The organism is Halorubrum alkaliphilum, from assembly GCF_017873815.1.
GTDB lineage: Archaea > Halobacteriota > Halobacteria > Halobacteriales > Haloferacaceae > Halorubrum > Halorubrum alkaliphilum.
Map to the genome: position 1 here is coordinate 1 of NZ_JAGGKQ010000039.1, position 18,473 is coordinate 18,473.

Sequence of the window (18,473 nt, forward strand, 5' to 3'; positions counted from 1 at the left end):
GCATGGGTTGCCTCGTAGGTTGGACACCAGAGGCAACCCGTTCCTCACGGGAGCCAGTTGCTACTGAACTCTAGAGGACTTTGTGACACGACCAACTGTTTGTCGTCACCCGAATCGATTTTTCCCCGATCGACGTTGGATAGGACCTCCGGCACGGTACTCACAGAGAAGCGTCGGAGAGCAAAGTATTCAGCGCCGCTTGATCTCGCGGAGCACTTTCGTGATTGGTCAACAGCCTCGGGGTCAAGCCCCGTGGCATCCGCCTTGTATTCCTGTGAACGACCCGTATATCATTGTTACGGAGATTCAAGGAGAAAGCCTCGTGCTTCAGCGCGGGCAGGATGTCAACGGCTCTCGACTGCGTTTCGGACGGCCACGAGTGCCAGTTCGGCGCACTTGAGCCGTGACGGTGTTAGGTCCATGCCGACCAAGTTCTCAAGCGTTTCACTATCCCAGTCGGCGACCTCAGCAACCGATGATCCGATCATTTCCTCGGTGAGTAGTGACGCCGTTGCCTGTGACAGCGTACAACCCCGTCCAGTGAACTGAGCCGTTTCAATGACCGGTGGCGTCTCGTTAGACAACTCCACCGTCAGCGTGACTTCGTCTCCCTCCGGATGTGTTGGGCCGACACACTGCGGATTACTCGTTTCATGCTTGGCATCCGGATCTGCGAGCCTCCCGTAGTTCTGGGGATTTCGTGAGTGATCAGCGAGCAATTCCCTGATGAACTTCTCTTCCATACGTACCTTCACCGTCGAATGATAATGAACGATCGGGGTGAGAGGGTTCTGTAGGCGGTTCCAACCACCCGAACAACACCAACAGATACCGGCCAGAACCTACAGTTGAGGGGCGCTGCGACATCGGTTCCACACGGAGAGTATCGGTGATGCGATGGACCGTTACGATCAGCAGAGTCCGACAGCGCTGTGATCAATCAACCGGACACCGGTCGGTCCTGAGCACACGATACAACAGACACCGGCGGGTCGTCCCTTCGACGATCAACACAAGCGCGATGACGCCAACCCCGAGCGCCGAACCGATCGGCACGGTCACGACGTTGAGAGTGGCGAGCAAAGCAAGCACTACCAATGCCACTCCTGCGCTAAACCCAACTAAGATGATACTATTTGTTGTCCTGGGGTATTGGCCGCTACAGGTACTGTAGATGCGATAACATACATACACCTTGTCGTGAACGGCGGTACTCTCTCTTTGAGTCGGGCAGCTCCAGAGGACTATCGGCTCGCGTCTGAGCAGGTACATATTCGAACGGTTGAATCGTGGTTCCAGTGATACGATCATCATAAGTGTTCGGTAGTTCTACTCAATACCCAACTATTCCGGCAAACCGATTAATATCGGTCCGGTTAGTTTTGATCTGTCGACCATTCCGCTAGGTTGACACCACAGCTGAAGTGAGGGGAACACGTCAGAGGCAAAACGCGTGACTCGAGTGGACCATCGAGTCACGCAGGTCTCCGCTCGTATTCATCAGACCTGCTGGACGGAAGCCCAGTTGAACATCTATTGAGCCGGGCAAACACGTACATATCAGGTGCAAATCGTGAGAGCCTGAGTAGTCCGCGGAACAGTACATATTGAATCAGTCATTGCTTCTGATATGAACTCGAGCTCCTCTGTAACTCGATTCGATCCTACAGGTTCGATATCGGCACTCGACGCCGTATTCGAAGCAATTGTGATGTTTAGGAATACAGAGCATGAAGAACTTCGCCGCCTCGATAGGTACGTCAACGCTGACGCGATCAACTGCCTGTTTGGTGGTCCGAACACCTCCACAACTCGTATCGAAGAGGGAACGCTCTCGTTCCGATACGACGATATGTTTGTGACGATAACACATGACGGATGGATCGAAATCGTCGACGCGGATGCGTACCGCACGCAGCCTGTGCCGTACGGTCTCTCAGCGGAGGCACGTACACAGCAATCGACCGAAGCAGCTCTAGAGGTTGCGGAGGCGGCGCTTGCCGAAGCTGAAGAGCACGTGTGGACGGCCGCCAGCAACGCGTCCGATAATGAACTCGTGGATCCACTCTGGGCGATAGTCGAGCAGCTCTGGAGTGTTCAGACACAGGTCAGCAACGTGACCTCTCAGCCGTCTTCGACTGAGTCGCTGACGACAGGGACTGATGATCAGTGATACCGAGCCAATCGAGGCTACACTGTTCGAACTGGCAGTCGACCTCAACGGCGAATCGACGGAAAAAGAAGCGATTGATCGGACGGTAGCTGCGGTTCGTGACGCATTAGAAGACACCGCAGTTACCATGTGGCGTCGCCGGGACTGGTGCAAAGATGGTTCAGACAACGGACGGTCGACAGACCGCTCGGCCTCAGCACCATTACTTATTTGCGAACGACAGATGGGTCGGCCGGCTCGAACTCCTCCACCAGACGCACCACTTGTCGAACGATGTATCACGGTCGAGGCGCCGATTCGAACCGGCGGGGTAGCGGGACCGAGGTCGTCAGCCGGCACCCACTGGCTGCCACGCGCAGAACTGTTCGTCTCGGTCGGTTCTGAGCGCGTGCTGTCCGCGGGGTGGGATCACGACGGGGTGGCCGCGTTGGACGAGGCGACTGTTTGTGACGTGCTCGACCGAGCGGGAGCCGCACTTGCTGCGGCACTCGACCGGATCTCCGCTCAGCGGAGCCGTGACCTACCGAGCAACGCCGCTTCGAAGATCCGACTCGGCGAATTTCGGCAAGCTATTGAGGACGCCGCCGACGGAGTCGCCGTTCTCGACGACGAGACGTACGTCTATGTCGATCAGACTCACGTCGATATGTACGGGTTTGACAGCAAACAACAACTGCTCGGCCAGAGCTGGCGCGCGCTGTACGCTGCGGACGAAGTAGCGCGGATCGAAGCGGAAGCGTTCGACGCGCTCGACCGCGACGGTCACTGGCGGGGACAAGTGACTGGAAGTCGACCTGACGGAACGACGTTCCCGGCTGAGTTGTCCCTCACGATGGTCGGCCCGTCTCGCATGGTCTGTACGGTCCGTGACGTGACTGAGCGGCAGACCCGGGAACGCGAACTCGAACTCAAAGAGCGGGCGCTGGACGAAGCAGGAACTAGCATCCAGATTACGGATCCGACCCAACCGGGGAACCCGTTGGTGTACGTCAACGAGGAGTTTGTACGGCTAACCGAGTACGAACGGTCGGATGCGCTCGGCCGAAATCCACGATTCCTCCAAGGTCCCGGGTCGGACTCGGAGACGACAAAACGGATACGCACGGCGATAGAGACCGAGCGACCGATAACGACTGAGGTGAGAAACTACACCGCAGCGGGTGAGCCGTACTGGGCGAAGCTCTCCGTGACGCCAGTTCGAGACGAAAACGGAATGGTGACGCACTACATCGGCGTTCAACACGATATCACTGAGCACCGCCGGCTGGTCAGAGAGCTCACGGAACGGACCGATCGGCTGGAACTCGTCCTTGAGGGCACGGAGACGGGCATCGGTGAGTGGGACTTCAGCACGAACACAGTGACATTAGACCCGACGTTGCAAGAGACGGTCGGTGCGAGTCCGACGACGATAGACGAGTGGAAGCAAATAGTTCACCCGGCGGATCGCGAACGTGCCGCTGACGCCTTGCGCCGCCCGATCGAAACCGGCGAGACAACTGCTGAGACGCTCCGCATCAGGGCAGAAAACGGTGAGATCACATGGATCGATATTCATGTCACATGTAGTGGTGTCGACGGCGACTCCGACCGCGTGCTGGCGATAGGACGAGACGCGACGACGCGCTCCGAGCGGGTGCAGTGGGCATCGAGATTGTTCGATCAGGGCCCGTTACTGTTCGTTCAAACTCGCGCCGTCGACGGCAAAGCGATCGTCGAAACCTGTGACCGATCGTTTTGTGAGGCGCTAGGATACGAGGTCGAGACGGTAATCGGTCAGCCGCTCAGTGAGTTTTATGATGCTCCCTCAGCCGACTCGCTTCAGTCGGACGGGTACGACCGCGCGCTCAGCGGCGATCTGACGGTCACGAAACGGACGCTCGTGACGGCGGACGGCGACACGATCCCGTGTCTGTTACGGGCGATCCCACGCACTGCTGACGACACCGTCGTCGGTACTGACGTGCTGTTCATCGATATCTCTGAACGCGAGAAGTACGTTCGCCGGCTGGAGGCGGTGTTCAACAGCCCCTATCAGGTAACCGCGTTGCTCCGTCCCAGCGGGACTGTGACCGAAGTAAACGATGCGCTGGTCGCACACAGCGGTGTCGATCGGTCGGCTATGGTCGGTGAACCGTTTGACGAGTTCCGATGGCTACGTCTCGATGCGGACACCGAACTCACCGTCAGCGAGGCGGTTACCCGCGCAGCGGACGGCACGCTCGTACGAAGCGAAGCGGAGCTACAGGGCAGAGATGGTCTCGTTCGTCTCGACGTATCGTTCAAGCCGATCCGTAACGCTGCCGGCGATATCACGTTGATCGCGGTCGAGGGGAACGACATCACTGTGAAGACGCGACAGCGCCAGCACTTACAGGTGCTCCAGCGGGTCGTCCGGCACAATATCCGCAACGATTTGAATAAGCTCGTTGGATGGATGACGATACTCGCCGAGGAACCGGACCCTGATCGTCGCCAAGAGCATCTCAACCGACTCACGCGGATACTCGACGGCTGGGAACGGATCACCGATAAAATGCAGGTGATCGACCGGGCGCCACGTGAGATCCCGTGCGACGAGTCGGCTGCCGACATCGGAACTGTCACTGAAACGGCGATCGCGACGGCACAGGATGAACACCCGGACGCAACGATCGCAGTCTCCATTGACGCTCCAGACGTGACCGCCTCACGCTGGGTTGTACACCCGCTTACCGAGGTGATGAAGAACGCGGTGGTCGCGGGAGACCGAGCGGACCCACACGTCGATGTCTCAGTACGGCGTGAGAAGGACGGTTGGTTGCAGATCGCCGTCGCCGACGACGGGCCGGGGATGCCAGACATCGAACGCGGGGCGCTGGTTACCGGTGAGGAGACGGCGTTACAGCACGGTTCGGGGGTCGGGATCTGGCTGATCCGTATGTTGATTTCAGTTCTCGGCGGCGAGGTCGCCGTCGACGTGACTGATCTCGGTACCGAAGTCACCCTACAGATTCCGACAGTAGCGGGAACCCGCGACGCAGAGCGGATGCCATCCGAACAGGTACTCTGAAAACTCCATTGTATATCGGTCCGCGTGAACCGTCTCGGGGTCAAGTGGTTCGAGACGCTGAATGCGTCTCATCATCACGGAAATTCTTGATTTCCGTACGACCCCGAGATACTCTCTTTGCTGGTCTGTAGACGGCTACGTAGAGGAAGTCATCGGCGCCCCGAGACGGAAGTTGTCATATCATAAGAAGAACAGCAGTCCAATGGCAAGCATCAGCAACGTGTAACCGACTAACACGAAACCGGCCTGTGGTCCGGATTCACCGGTCGGTGTCACTGGCTACACCCCCTTGTGATGCCTCATGGTCGGTCTCAGCTACGCCACGTCGGAACGCGGCCGCCTCGACTCTTGCGAAGGGCTCGTCATCGCCCGAATTGACCGTCGACCCGAGAACCTGCCACGTGGGAGCGACGTCTCGCTTTCCGCACACTCGCGCCTCTATCTGGACGTTACTGGTTCGTGCTTCGACGACGTAATCGAAGTGTGCCGCTCCAAACCAGTCGGCGTCGTTGACGGCACCGTCCGGCGGTATATGTACGATCCCACCAACACCCTGATTCCGCCACTGGCCGACTAGTTCGTGGAGGAACCTGTCGAGTGCGGACGTGTCGTGATGCACGAGCAACTGCGTCATCGTTGCGATCGCGAACGTCCCCGTTCGGTCATCCGTCGCGAGTCGTGTCGTCGCCCGTTCGGCGGCGACACCAAGCGAGGTGAGGTCGCCACACCGAACCGGTTGGGAGTCCGGCGTCGCGACGTCGACACCGCCGTCCGTCTCCGCGCCCGGCGTCGCGTCGATGACGGTCGGATCCACCGTCGAGAGTTGCGAGCGTATCTCGTGGCGCGGGTACTTCGTCGTCAGTACGGCGCCGTTCTCGGTCATCGCCGCGTATACGGCATAAAACAAGTCATCGAACAGCTGAGAGCTCGGCGCGGCAAAGCCAACGACGTCGTCGGGCTGGACGCCGGTGTCAGCGATGAACGCCGGGGCGATCGCCTCCGGAGACGGCTGTAAGACGGCTTCGAACGCTTCACCGGGATGGCTCTCGGCCTCGAGAAGCCGCGTGATTAGACTGTCTGCGTAATCGTCGGCATAGACGGATGAATCGACCCACGACGAGCGTTCATCGCTCGTCGCGCTCACGATGAGATCATCTGACGCGTTCAGGTACTCATACACTATCGTGGTCCGGTCGACCGAGCGGGTGCTCACGCGGAATCACCGTCTCGTGTTGGAGGATGGCGGTAACGGCAGAGTGCCGGAGTTCGTGCCGCACGACTGCAAATATACATCATGCTGATAGTTGCTCCATGAGCGATACTAATTGTGTGCCCGGATATGTATGCCAGACGGAGAGGATGCCTGATATGTCCGTGTTCACCTTCGCAACAATCAGTCGCAGCTCATCACTCGAAGAATCCGCGCATGATCTTCGACTCCGCGGCCCGTAGGTGCTGGTGGAGCGTCGACGAGGACACGCCGAACCGATCAGCGAGATTGGCACCGCTGATGCCACGGGGGTCATCGTAGTACCCCTCCTGAAGTGCCGTTTCGGCGATCTCCCGCTGTCGGTGCGTCAACTCCGGTTGTCCACTCGACCCGTTGTCGACCCCCGTCGACTGGGCCACATGCCGCTTCGAGACGAGCCGACACGACTCGGAAACGCCGGACAGCTCCTCACGGACGCGACTGACCACCGTCGGATCCGTCGTCTGGAACTCCAAGACGTCGGCATTCGGGCGGGACCGAACCCCACGCAGCTGCGTGTCCGTTTCGATGAGTACGTCGCGAAGCGGAGCCAGCGACCGACCCGGCGTATCCGTTACTTGCACCACGACCTCGTGTGCGCCATCCTCGGTCGAGTCGATCGCCTCGAGTTCGAGACCGGGTGTCACTGCGACGTAGTCGCGAAACGCCGCGTCAGTGTACCCCTCGACTCGGCCGGTCATGTGAAACTGCCTTCTATCGGTCAACGCGACGTGTTCGACGACGACCGTGCCGTTCGCCGGGAGGTCAGGAAACAGCGGTGGCGGGTTTTGACACTCGATATCGAAGACGAGCGGTGCGTTCGCCCCGTTTGTCGAGCCGAGCGATGATAAACGTATTCCGGCGACGTCCGCCACGGCCTCGATGGCCCGCCGCTCCGGCTCGTTGAACCGACCGACGTCCGTACTGGTGAACTCGGCGACAGCGTGGACGGTCCCGTGATAGCTTAGCGGTGCTGCAAGCGATTCTCGGTACCCGAACTGGAGCAATCGGCTGACATACTCGCCGTCGCCATCTGGGGGCGCCCGCCTATCCACGATACGTTGTGTTTCGTTTGCTGCGGCGGCGGTGACTGCAAGAGGCGACTCCTCGCTCGTGTCGTACAGCTTCGCCGGCCCGCCCGGCTCGGACGCTGCAAGTGGATCGACCTGCTCGGTCAGGGGGTCGTACGCACCAACAAACGCGTACTCCGCTACCCGTTCGCCGAAGTCGATGACTGCATCCCGCACCGCTGCCGCTGTGTCGGCCGCCACGAGGGTTTCGACCGCCTCGATTACCGCCTCCCACAGGTTTCGATACCGGTCTGCTTGCCGTTGGACATGCGCAACGTCATCCGAGAGCTCCTCTATCGATGTCTGCTGGTGTATCCGTGTGAGCGCCGCCGAAACCTGTTGGCTCACCGCCCGTATGAACGACTCCAACGTCTCGTCGGGCTCCGCGAGGACCACGCTCAGAAGGGTTGTGTCATCGAGTTGCGTGACGAGCGCGTGCTTTTCCCCCGCCACGTCCGAGTCAAAAATGTCACCGGCGGGCAGCCAGTACGTACCTGGTTCGTTGAACGCTTGCCAGATGTCCGTCTTACCCGGCTGAATCTGCTGTCGACTCGCTATGTCTGACTCGGTATCTGCCGTTGCGACCCGCACGAGCGCACCGTCCGGCGTATTCCGGTCGTATATGCTGACCTCGTCGGCTGTCACGACGTCAGCAACAGCCTCGACACATGCATCGAACGCGTCCGCTGGATCCGTTACTTGGAACACGCGATTGCTCACGGCGTACAGGTTCGTCAACCGGCGCTGTCGGTCGAGTTCGTTGCGCGCGTCGGTGAGCTCGGTAATATCGTTGGCGACACCAAGAACAGCGTCCTCATCGCTATCGAGCGGGGTAAACGGTATCTTCCAGGTTTCCAATACGCGTTCCGTACCCGTCGCGTCGGTCAGTGTCTCTTCGGCACGATACAACGGCTCGCCGGTCTCGATCACCCGTTGATCGTCTTCAGTGAACGCGTCCACCTCGTCCGGGTCGGCCGTGAAGTCGGCGTCGGTCGACCCGATCAAATCCGTCACCGTAGTGCCGTACGCTTCCGCGACCGCCTCGTTCGCAAGCAGAAACTCTCCGTCTGTGTTCTTCGCAAAGATGAGCTGCGGGACCGCGTTGATGATTCGTTCGAGCTGATCGCGTTCGGCCTCGATTCGGTCACGCGCCTCGCGCAGTTGCCGTCTCTGTGCGGCGAGCTGTATCGCCGTACTGAGATATTGGGTAATGATCAAGACGAGCTTGCGCTCGCTCTCGTCGAAACTGGCTGTGTCCGGCGCTCCTATGATACACACGCCGTCATCACCGACAGGAACGATAAATTCGCTGCCGATTGGCGTCTCACGGTTATGAACGTGAGCCTCCGCGGCCACATCCGGATAGTATGCGGGCGTGCCTGAATCAAACGCGTTCCACGCAAGCGACTCGCCTGCCCGGAATTCCGGTACCTCATCGACGATCGACTGCCCCGCGTTGGAGACAGCCACTGGAACGAGCGCGTCAGTCACCGTCTGCTCGGAGGCGGTAGCAGCAGTCGTCTCCGTCTCAACGGTTTTACACGCCCAATAGCCGGAGAACGGTCGGTCGATAATTTCCGTCACCCCCTCGATCGCGGTCTCGATCACCGCTTCGTACTCGTTCGCCATCATCATCTCTTCAGCGAGCGAACGCGTCTCCTCGAGTCGACGAAGCCGGTGTTCCCGCTCGGTGAGATCGATATTCACACAGGCTATTCCGCCGTCGGGAAGCCGCGCAAGCGACACTTGCTGCGTGATAGAACTCCCGTCGCGTTTGACGCCGACCAGTTCACCGTCCCACGACCCCGTCTCTTCAACGATCGGGAGTATTTCCGTTTCGATCCGTTCGATGACGTCGTCCGTGTATATCTGCCGCCACGTGTCGCCGAGTAGCTCCTCGGGGTCCTCGTACCCGAACAACGTGACGTGCGCGTCGTTAAGATACGTGTACTCACCGTCATCATTCAGGAGTGCGATACCGGACGTCGTTAGATCCATCGCGGTCGCTTGGCGTTCGAGCCGGTCGAGATACGTCAGGCGCTCGCTTGCGTCCTGAAAGACGCCGAGTACGTACTCGGTGCCACCGTGTGTGATCGTCGTCGATATCGCGTCAACGGTGACGGTCGTTCCATCGGCACGAAGGACCGTTACTGGTTCGTCGGCTTCTGCAGTTACGTGTTCTTGCTGGCCTTTCTGAACCGCCTCGAATCCTTCGCGATGACGGGTCTCGGCCTCCGGGGGGTGTAGTTCCGTCTGATGCATCCCGATAAGCGACGACCGGCCGCGGCCGAACAGATCGGTCGCGGCCTCGTTGACTGCCACGACGGTCCCCGTGTCGGCCTCTGCGACGAGGATCGGTGATGGCGCCTCGATCGCCAACCGCGCAAGGAACGTATCAGCGTCGCGGTCAGGCGACGTGGGTTCCGGACTCATCTTGATATGTAAATTACTACTCTGAATCGATTTGAGGGTGTCGCCACGATGGCATACGATCAGGTTTCACGGCGGAAAAGCGAAAGATTCCTGCGTCAGTAGACGCCATGATATTCGGGATTAGCGGGTAGATTCCTATTGCAACCACTGAAAGGATACTCTATTGAGAATTCGTGGAGGCTTTTCGCACATGGTATGAGAATTGTATAGAAGGCACGCATCAAATCTATCCTCCGAGATTATGGTCGATGCCCACCGTCCATCCCGTAACGACTAGGACCCGTGGCGACGACGGACACGTATGTACGCACGCGAGCTCATGGTGACGGACGTGACGACGGTCTCCCCCGATGACGATGTCTCCGACGTGTTCCGGAAGTTCGCCCGGTACGCTTTCTCGGGGTTCCCGGTCGTCGACGAGGACGACCGTGTCGTCGGCGTCGTTACCGAGTCGGATCTCGTCGACCTGTTCGAGCCGGAGGAGGAGACGCTGTGGATCCCGATCGGTCTCCCGCCGTTCGTCGACACGCTCACGTATCAGGTAAAACCGCCGTGGGCGGACCTCGACCTCGGCGTCGACCTCGTTCGGAACGCGGATCGACCGATATCGGAAGTCATGACCGCCGAGCCCGCGACGGTCAGCCCCGATGCCGGGATCGACGAGATTCTGGCGCTGTTATCTGGCGACGATCCCGACATCAACCGCGCGCCGGTCGTCGACGAAGGGGGTGGTCTGGTCGGACTGATCGCTCGGCAGGACGTGATCCGCGCGTTCAGGGACGAACGGGCCTAGGTGGGAACACTCGAGATCGGGCCGAATCCGACGAGTCTACTCGACGTCGAACCGAACGAGGTCGGCCTCGACGTCCTCGATGAACGCTCCCTGTCCCCCGACCGAAACGGTCCCCTCGTCGGTCTCGACCTCGAACGAGTGCTGGACGGGGAACTCGTTGTTCGTCGGCTCGACGGTCCCCTGTTTGACGCCGGCGACTCGGCCCGAAAACTCCGCGTCGGACTCGTCATCGGTCCACCGGCCGGCGACCGTCGCGACGAGCGACGTCCCGCTTCGCAGGTGGAGCGTCGCCTGAAACACCGCTTTCCGGAAGTTCTCGTACGACGCCGGTAGCTCGGTCGGCTCGGTCGCGTGTCGTTCCGTCGCAACGGGCCAGTAGTTCCCGAGAAACGAGCCGACGATGACCGGGGCGAGCTGCTCCTGCGCGAAAACGATCGCCTGCCGATCCGAGACGCCCCCTCGGATCAGCTCGGGCGGGGCGACGATCCCGGCCGACGAGTCGACGGTGAGCAGGGTCGGCATCGCCTCGCTCCACGTCCGAACCACGCTGGCCGTTCCTCTGAGACCGCCCGCGTCCATCTCGCCGTCACTGATCGCCGGTCCGTCGAGCTCTCGCGGCGTGTCGACGTCGGAGACGACGAGCAACACGAAGACGCCCCGGCCGACCGCGTCCGCGAGAGGGTCCTGTAGCTCCGGCAGCCGGGCCTCAGGAACCGAGAGAACGATCTCCGATTCCGCGTCGTCGATCAGCGATCGCGCCCGCTTGATCACGGTCGCACGGGACTTGACGACCTCGAACTGCTCGGTCTCGGATTCGGTCCGCGAGAACCGCTCCTCCAGACCGGGTCGGATCGCTTCCACGTCCGAGCGGAGCCGATCGACCACCTCCTCGGGCGGGTTCGCCCGGATCGTCGTTGGCACGGCGTGGTCGCGTACCTCGACGAGTCCCCGGTCGGCCAGCGACTCGCTCACGCTGTACACGTAGCGTTTCGAGACGCCGGCGGCATCGGCGACCGTGCTCGCTTTCGCCTCGCCGTGCTCCAACAGAGTGAGGTACGTGTCCACTTCCTTCTCGGAGAGCCCGAACCGTCGGAGATGGTCCGTGAGCGTCCGGTCGTCCATGTGCCGAGAACTGTGGGGTGGTCACTTATAGCGGTCGATGGTCACCGCAGGACCGCGACGCTCTCGACGACGACCGTTCCGTCGAGACCTCGCGCACCCGCCCCGTCGTCCGACTCGCTACCAAACAGGTCCGTCGTTACTCGGTCCGGAATCGAGACCGTTGCCGGCTCCGGAGCGAAGTTGATCACGACGAAGAGCCGATCCGCGTCATCGTCGGTCCGCGAGGGCTCGTCTCTGCCTCCGGTTTCGGTCGCCCTCCGCTCGTAGGCGGTCACTCGGTCGGGATCCCCTTCAACAACGTCGACGGCCGCGGCCGCGCCGTCGAAGTCGACGGCTCCGGACCGAAGGGACGGCTCCGCGTCACGGAGCGTCGAGAGGCGACGATGGAAGTCGGTGAGTCCGTTGTCGCCGTCGTGCCACCGGAACGGGCCGCGGGTCGCCTCGTTGCCGCGCTCCTGTCCGGCGTAGATCATCGGTGCTCCGGGAAGGGTGAACGTGACGGCGGCGGCGGCGCGGGCCGCCGCGTCGCCGTACTCGGTCCGGTAGCGGTTCTCGTCGTGGTTCTCGATGTAGCGCATCTGTGCGTGTAGATCGCCGAAGCCGAGCCATTCGGCGCGGTCGAGGGCGTCGGCGACCGCGTCGGCCGACTCGTCGCCCGCGCCGATCCCCGTCAGCGTCTCGTACAGCGAGGTGTCGTAGTGGAGGTGGAACTCCCCCTCGCCGTAGAACGGGTCGTGCGGCAGCGTCTCGTCGAGGAGCAGGACGTCGTCCGGAACGCGATCGGCCACCTCCTTCCAGAACCCGTGGGGGATCCCCCACGCCACGTCGGCGCGGAACCCGTCGACGACCTCGGCCCAGTCGTCGACGACGCCGAGTAGCCACTGACGAATCGTCGGCGAGTCGAAGTTCAGGTTCGGAATGCGCTCCCAGTCGAAGTAGTACTCCGGCATGTCTCCCTCCCCGATCTCGGCCCAGTCGGTTCCGGTTACGTCGAACGCGCGGTCCGCCCGTCGGTAGTGGTCTCGGTACGCCTCGACGCCCGCGGCGTGCATCTGGAACGCCGGGTGATCGCGGGAGGTGTGGTTGATCACGAGATCGAAGACGACGCGGATCCCGGCGTCGTGGCAGGTCTCGACGAGCGACTCGAACGCCGCCCGCGAGCCCAGATCGTCGGCCGTCCGGGTGTAGTCGGTGATGTGATAGCCGTGTTCGGTCGGGGAGGCCAGCACGGGCGTCAGCCAGAGCACGTCGATCCCCAGACTCTCGACGTACGGGATCCGGCGCTCGATCTCGGCGAACGTCGTCGGGAGCGTGTCGCCCGCGAACGACCGGACGTACACCTCGTATATCGTGGGCGAGTCCGCCCATTCCGGTCGGGCGTGTGGATCCGTCACCCTGACCGCGGACTCCGTGTCGTGCGTGCTCTCTCCGTGCGCGCCCTGGCCTCCCGGCGTCCCGCTCGCGTCCACGTCTTCGCTTTCGCCGACCGCCGCTCGGACCGTCGCCATCGCTCCGTGTCGCTCGGCGTGGGGAACCGCGTGGATCCGGACGCCGCGTGATCCGTCGGGTCCGTCGTGTCCGGACGGCAGGTCCGGGAGCGGGATCGTGAGGCGGTGCGCCTCGGCACGGTCCTCGATCCGTGCGGCCGCTTCGGGGTCGATGTCGCGGTCGTCGAGGAGGAACGTCACGTCGACGTCCGTTGGATCCGTCGTCGACCCCGGCGGGACTGCCACGTCGGCGTCGACGACGAGCGTCTGCTCCGTCCCCGCCTCGGCTGCCTCGACGTGCGCGTCGAGCGACAGTCGGGGGCGTCCCGGCCCGGGGACCTCGTGGACGTGGTGTTTGGCGGTCGCACGGTCGTCGTTCGCGAGGAAGCTCACGCCGTGACGGCCCGGCGGGACCCGCGTCCGGAGGACCCACTCGTCGCCCTCGCGGTCCGGGCGGTCGCGCGCGAGAAGCCGGTCGTTGTGTCGCCAGCTCACGCTCACGCGATCCACCGCGTCGTCCGGAACCGGAAGGTCGCTCGCCGGCACCCGGATCTCCGTCTCGCGGCGCTCGTCGGGGAAGACGCGGACTCGCTGACGGTGGGTTCTGTCCGGAGCGTCGAGGCTCACGACGTACGTTCCCGGTACGTCCGGATCGAGACGGACAACCGGCTCGTCGTCCCGGCTCGTCTCGCCCGGTTCGAGGACGTCCCCGTCGCTCCCGTTCGGTGTGTCCCGCAGCGTCCACGTGTACCGGCCCCCGGGATCCGGGTCCCGCGGTGCCAACTCGACGGCGCGGCCGACGCTCGTCGTCCGGGGCGGTCCTGGATCGTGCATGGACCGTTCCTCGGGCCGACCCGCTTGAACGTTTTCTTTCTAACGAATGAACGACGATTACACCAAACGTTTTTGACTCCTGCGTACGTCGAATCGAGAGATGCGATTACGCGACGCGCTCGACGACTACAAACGGACGGCCGGCCACGAGCGGCTCTTTTCGGGTGAGCGGCGGACGGTCACGGGACGTTTCACCGGTGGCGATGGTCGACTCGTCCACGTCGCTCCGGACGGCGGCCTGCGCGACTTTGGATATCCACTCACGGGCCGGACCGGTCTCGTCCGGTCACGGTTCGGCATCGAGGCCGACGACGACGTGATCTGGTTCGACGCCGCCGCGACGAGCCAGCGGTACGTCGGCGACACGACGCTCGTCGAGACGGTCCACGAGACGGACGTGGCGACGGTCCGTCGGCACGACGTCGCGATCGGCGAAGCCCATCTCACGCACGCGACGGTCGAGCCCGCGGATGACACGGAACTCGCGGCCGACGACTTCGCGCTCGTGGCGTACGCCACCTTCGCGCCCGACGGCCGAGACGACCGGGTGGGCCAGCTCCGGTTTTCGGACGCCATCGAGGTGTACCACGCCGACGAACACGACTTCCTCGCAAGCGCCACCGGATTCGCGGAGCTCCGTGGACAGCTCCCGACGACCTTCCCCGAACTGCTCGACGACTCCCCCGTCGACCTGCCCCGCGGTCGCGACGAGGGTCGCTACGAGGAGGAGCGGCTCTCCGGAGAGGTCATCGTCGACGCACCCTTCGTCGACGGCGAGACGACCGTGGGCACGCTGTTGACCGAGCCCGCCGAGACGAGCCGCGAGACGGCCCGTAATGACCTCTCGTCGCTGTTCGATGAACTCGATACGCCGGACGCGCTGGCGGACGCGGCGAGCGGGACGGTACCGACTGTTCCCGATCCGGTCCCGTCGCGCGAGTCGGTCGTCGCGGACCTCCGCGTGTTGTCGTTGCTGTCGGCGGAGACAGGGCTCCGGATCGCGGGACCCGACTTCGACCCGTACTACCAGCACTCCGGCGGCTACGGCTACACGTGGTTCCGCGACGACGCGGAGATATCGACGTTCCTCCTCGGAGCCGACGAGACGCTCGGGCTCGATCTCGACGACTGGCACGAGCGCTCGGCGCGGATGTACGTCACGACGCAGCGCGAGGACGGAGCGTGGCCCCACCGCGTCTGGCCGCGAGACGGCTCGCTCGCACCCGGCTGGGCGAACGCCCGGATCGAGGACGGCCCGGACGTGGATTATCAGGCCGACCAGACCGGCAGCGTCATCGCCTTCCTCTCGCGCGCTCGGGCCGTCGGCGTCGACGTCGACGGACTCGATGCGGCCCTCGTCGACGCGCTCGCCAGCTTGGACGGGACGCTCGGCGAGGACGGTCGACCTGTCGTCTGTCAGAACGCGTGGGAAGACTCCGTCGGCCGGTTCACGCACACGACCGCGACGTTCCTCGAAGCCTACGGCGAGCTCGCGCTCCACGGTGCGGGACTGACAGGTGAGGTCACCCGCGACGCCTCCGCCGATCGCGACGACGCCCCGCCCGACCCCGCGGCTCACGCGCGCGAACGGGCCCGGCAGGTGTACGACGCGCTCGACGACGTCTGGGTGCCGGAGCGCGGCTGTTACGCGCTTCGGGAGACCGTACACGGCGAGATCGACGACCGGCTCGACTCCGCGACGCTGGCGCTCGCGAGCGCGCACCGCACGTACGACGCGCTCGACGCGGACGGCGCGGTCGACGACGACCGGCTCGACCGGCTCGTCTCCCACGTCGAGACGGTCGTCGACGGGCTCGCGCACGAGACCGACGAGATCGCCGGTCTGATCCGGTACGAGGGCGACGGCTGGCGGCGCGGCGACCAGCACTCCGAGAAGGTGTGGACGGTCTCGACCGCGTGGGGAGCGAACGCCTGCGCCGAGCTCGCCGTCCTCCTCGACGCACACGACGACTCGCGGGCCGAGGAGCTGGCCGAGCGCGCCCGCGATCTGCTCGCGCACGTCTCGCCGGGCGGGTCGCTGTGTGAGCCCACCGGCTATCTCCCCGAACAGTTCTTCGACGACGGCACGCCCGACAGCGCGACCCCGCTCGGCTGGCCCCACGCGATCCGACTGGCGACGGTCGCGCTGCTCGACGAGCACGACCTCCCGTCGGCGACGCCCTCCGCCGCCGCCGACGCCTGAGTCGACTGGCGGATCTCCGTCGGTAGTGTTTATATACCGACGATCCACGGCGATACCGATTTATGATGAGTTGAGACTACAGTGGGTATAGCGGGCCTGTGATGCATGGTTTTGGCCGAATCGGAGAGCGGAAATTGACTCAGATTGCTCTCCAAATGGCCCATATTGTTGAAATCTCAACCATATACGCGAATTTCGGCTACTTTCGACAGCGTAGCCACTCAGAGTCGGGCTACCACGGGGTGAGTACCGCTACTATCCGATTCCCGTTTCCTTCTTCACCAGCGTCAGCGTATTATCGGCTGTCACAATGGGCGAGCGTTCGTATTCACCGGTTAATTCGACCTGCACAAGCAGGTCCACAGCCCGCCAGATCGAGTACAGAAGACAGGCAAATACGAAGTAAAAAAACCGCAGGCCGAAGTTCTTCGAGGTCGTCGCGGCCATGAACCGCTTGATCGACTTGTACCCGCTCTCAATTTCCCATCGGTACCCGTACTCTGTGAGCAGGCCGTTGCCTCGGTTCGTCATGAAGACCGAGTACTGCCGATGATCGGTGTGTTCGGAGTTCTCTTTGCGTCGGTAGATCAGTGTCGTCGAGTGCCACTCATTATCGCCGAGATGTAACTTCCGATCGGTCTCGTAGCGGTCCTTTCCCTTCTTGAGGAGCCGATTCGCCTGCGCTCTTTCACTGGTCTACATCCGCTTCGGGACGACGTAGGAGAGGTCGTGTTGGCTGATCATCTCCAGGATGTGCTGGCTGTCGAACTCTCGGTCCATCAGGACGTTATCAACATGAACAGCCGCCTCTGCCGAGTCCAAGAGGTCCTCGACGATCTCCTTCCGGGTGCGCCTTTCCGAACTGGGCACGCATCGAGGACTATCGGAACAGCATTCCCGACCAGCTGGACCGTCGCCCACTGGTAGGCGTACTCGTCGGTTTTCTCCTTCGTGCCAATAATCTCGTCTTCGTGGTCCGTCCTATCGCCGGTGAACGGGTCGGACTCAGTAATGTCTATGGCGACGATGCCAGCCCGGAAGAACTCCTCTGTGTCTGCTACCCGGTCCAGCAGTCGACTCACCGCCTGGCGATACATCTTCCGTATCTGTTCGATTGAGAGATCGCGTACATGCTCGCGATGGGCGTGGCCAAGTGGTGTACGGTCTCGGTTCGACTCGTGAATAAAGCTCCGAGCGCCTTCGTTGACAGCCAAGTTCTCGCGAAGTCCGAGATAGGTCTGGAGGCCCCAGTAGGCGTTCTCGTGGATTTCACAGCACTCGCCACGGTCCAGTGAGAACGCTTGGAACGCAACATCACCGACCCGCTCAGTGACTGTCTCGGCTTGTTTCAATACGGTCTGGTCATCGGGGTCCGATTCCGGACCCTCGTCACAGTGTCTGCGACTCTGTCGGTTTGGCTCGCGCGGGACCGTGACGCCCGCGTTCTGTGCTTTGATGAGGATGGTTCGCGCTGCGGTCTCAACAGTATCTTGGAGTGTAGCTGTGAATCGGTGGTGCCAGCTGCGCCACAGCGTGGACTGATCGGGGACCGACTCCAAGCCAAGTTGATCACAGAGATCGGGGTGCTGAGTGAGGTATTCGATGAGGGCAGTTTCGTGGTCCCAGCCGTGGCATTCTTTCAGCAGGAACAGGCGAAATAGTGTTTCCATCTCGTAGCTCGTCGAGCCTGCGTATCGGTCATGGGCATCGAACTGAACGGATGCGAGCGGCACTGCGTGGATGAATGGATCAACGCCATCGTGATCGTCAAGCTGGAACCATGTTTCCGCAACGAGACGAACGTCCGACCCTAATCCGGAAAGCGACGTGCGATCGAACAGTGGACTCGACTTGTACGTGGGCCAGTCGATATAGGATAGCTGGGCGATCTGCCGGAAGACAGTACGGCGAGACTCACGGGTTGGAGCCACGACTAGAGGGTGACCACGACACGCTCAAGTATCAGTACCTCACAAAGCCGGTTAGTTAGAACGTCTGCTTGCTGTGAATGTGACCAAACACCAGCAGCAAGCAGACAGTGAACTCCACGAAGACCA

General features: G+C 62.2%; 10 protein-coding genes and 1 pseudogene. 4 read left to right on the top strand and 7 right to left on the bottom strand.

Translation table 11 applies throughout. The features are described 5' to 3' along the window. Positions 1-344: 344 nt before the first annotated feature. On the bottom strand, positions 345-743 hold the full coding sequence (locus tag J2751_RS14765) for an iron-sulfur cluster assembly scaffold protein (RefSeq protein ID WP_209487153.1): 399 nt from the start codon (positions 741-743) through the stop codon (positions 345-347). Positions 744-936: 193 nt separating this feature from the next. Further along, positions 937-1,314, bottom strand: a complete 378-nt coding sequence (locus J2751_RS14770) for a YgaP family membrane protein (RefSeq protein WP_321168751.1) — start codon at positions 1,312-1,314, stop codon at positions 937-939. Between the two features lie 316 nt (positions 1,315-1,630). Between J2751_RS14770 and J2751_RS14775 the strand changes: the two genes are divergently transcribed. Together J2751_RS14775 and J2751_RS14780 are read left to right on the top strand one after the other, a co-directional pair. Beyond that, positions 1,631-2,173 (top strand): HalOD1 output domain-containing protein, encoded by a 543-nt coding sequence (locus J2751_RS14775; RefSeq protein ID WP_209487157.1) that lies wholly within the window; start codon positions 1,631-1,633, stop codon positions 2,171-2,173. Between the two features lie 427 nt (positions 2,174-2,600). Continuing rightward, positions 2,601-5,225: a PAS domain S-box protein gene (locus tag J2751_RS14780; protein WP_209487159.1), complete on the top strand. Its 2,625-nt coding sequence runs from the start codon at positions 2,601-2,603 to the stop codon at positions 5,223-5,225. A gap of 259 nt (positions 5,226-5,484) precedes the next feature. Here J2751_RS14780 and J2751_RS14785 read toward each other — a convergent pair whose 3' ends face one another. Beyond that, a complete protein-coding gene (locus J2751_RS14785; RefSeq protein WP_209487160.1) occupies positions 5,485-6,438 on the bottom strand; it encodes a DUF7504 family protein in 954 nt (317 codons plus the stop codon). 194 nt (positions 6,439-6,632) lie between these two features. After that, positions 6,633-9,977 (bottom strand): PAS domain S-box protein, encoded by a 3,345-nt coding sequence (locus J2751_RS14790; RefSeq protein ID WP_209487161.1) that lies wholly within the window; start codon positions 9,975-9,977, stop codon positions 6,633-6,635. 301 nt (positions 9,978-10,278) lie between these two features. On the opposite strand from J2751_RS14790, the gene J2751_RS14795 reads away from it, so the two are divergent. After that, positions 10,279-10,770: a CBS domain-containing protein gene (locus tag J2751_RS14795; protein WP_209487162.1), complete on the top strand. Its 492-nt coding sequence runs from the start codon at positions 10,279-10,281 to the stop codon at positions 10,768-10,770. A gap of 36 nt (positions 10,771-10,806) precedes the next feature. Here the strand turns inward: J2751_RS14795 and J2751_RS14800 are convergent, their stop codons facing one another. Continuing rightward, positions 10,807-11,892, bottom strand: coding sequence for a TrmB family transcriptional regulator (locus tag J2751_RS14800; protein WP_209487163.1), 1,086 nt, complete (start codon positions 11,890-11,892; stop codon positions 10,807-10,809). Positions 11,893-11,933: 41 nt separating this feature from the next. Further along, positions 11,934-14,213, bottom strand: a complete 2,280-nt coding sequence (locus J2751_RS14805) for an alpha-amylase family glycosyl hydrolase (RefSeq protein ID WP_209487164.1) — start codon at positions 14,211-14,213, stop codon at positions 11,934-11,936. Positions 14,214-14,313: 100 nt separating this feature from the next. Between J2751_RS14805 and J2751_RS14810 the strand changes: the two genes are divergently transcribed. Then, the gene (locus tag J2751_RS14810; protein WP_209487167.1) at positions 14,314-16,416 is read left to right on the top strand and encodes a glycoside hydrolase family 15 protein; all 2,103 of its coding nucleotides are present in this window, start codon (positions 14,314-14,316) and stop codon (positions 16,414-16,416) included. A 255-nt stretch (positions 16,417-16,671) separates the two neighbouring features. Here J2751_RS14810 and J2751_RS14815 read toward each other — a convergent pair. Then, positions 16,672-18,347: pseudogene (locus J2751_RS14815) on the bottom strand (transposase). Positions 18,348-18,473: the final 126 nt, after the last annotated feature.

Coding starts and splice junctions, on each gene's coding strand:
- J2751_RS14800 (WP_209487163.1), bottom strand. CDS start 11,892: ATGGACGACCGGACGCTCACGGACCATCTCCGACGGTTCGGGCTCTCC.
- J2751_RS14765 (WP_209487153.1), bottom strand. CDS start 743: ATGGAAGAGAAGTTCATCAGGGAATTGCTCGCTGATCACTCACGAAAT.
- J2751_RS14795 (WP_209487162.1), top strand. CDS start 10,279: ATGTACGCACGCGAGCTCATGGTGACGGACGTGACGACGGTCTCCCCC.
- J2751_RS14810 (WP_209487167.1), top strand. CDS start 14,314: ATGCGATTACGCGACGCGCTCGACGACTACAAACGGACGGCCGGCCAC.
- J2751_RS14775 (WP_209487157.1), top strand. CDS start 1,631: ATGAACTCGAGCTCCTCTGTAACTCGATTCGATCCTACAGGTTCGATA.
- J2751_RS14770 (WP_321168751.1), bottom strand. CDS start 1,314: ATGATGATCGTATCACTGGAACCACGATTCAACCGTTCGAATATGTAC.
- J2751_RS14805 (WP_209487164.1), bottom strand. CDS start 14,213: ATGCACGATCCAGGACCGCCCCGGACGACGAGCGTCGGCCGCGCCGTC.
- J2751_RS14790 (WP_209487161.1), bottom strand. CDS start 9,977: ATGAGTCCGGAACCCACGTCGCCTGACCGCGACGCTGATACGTTCCTT.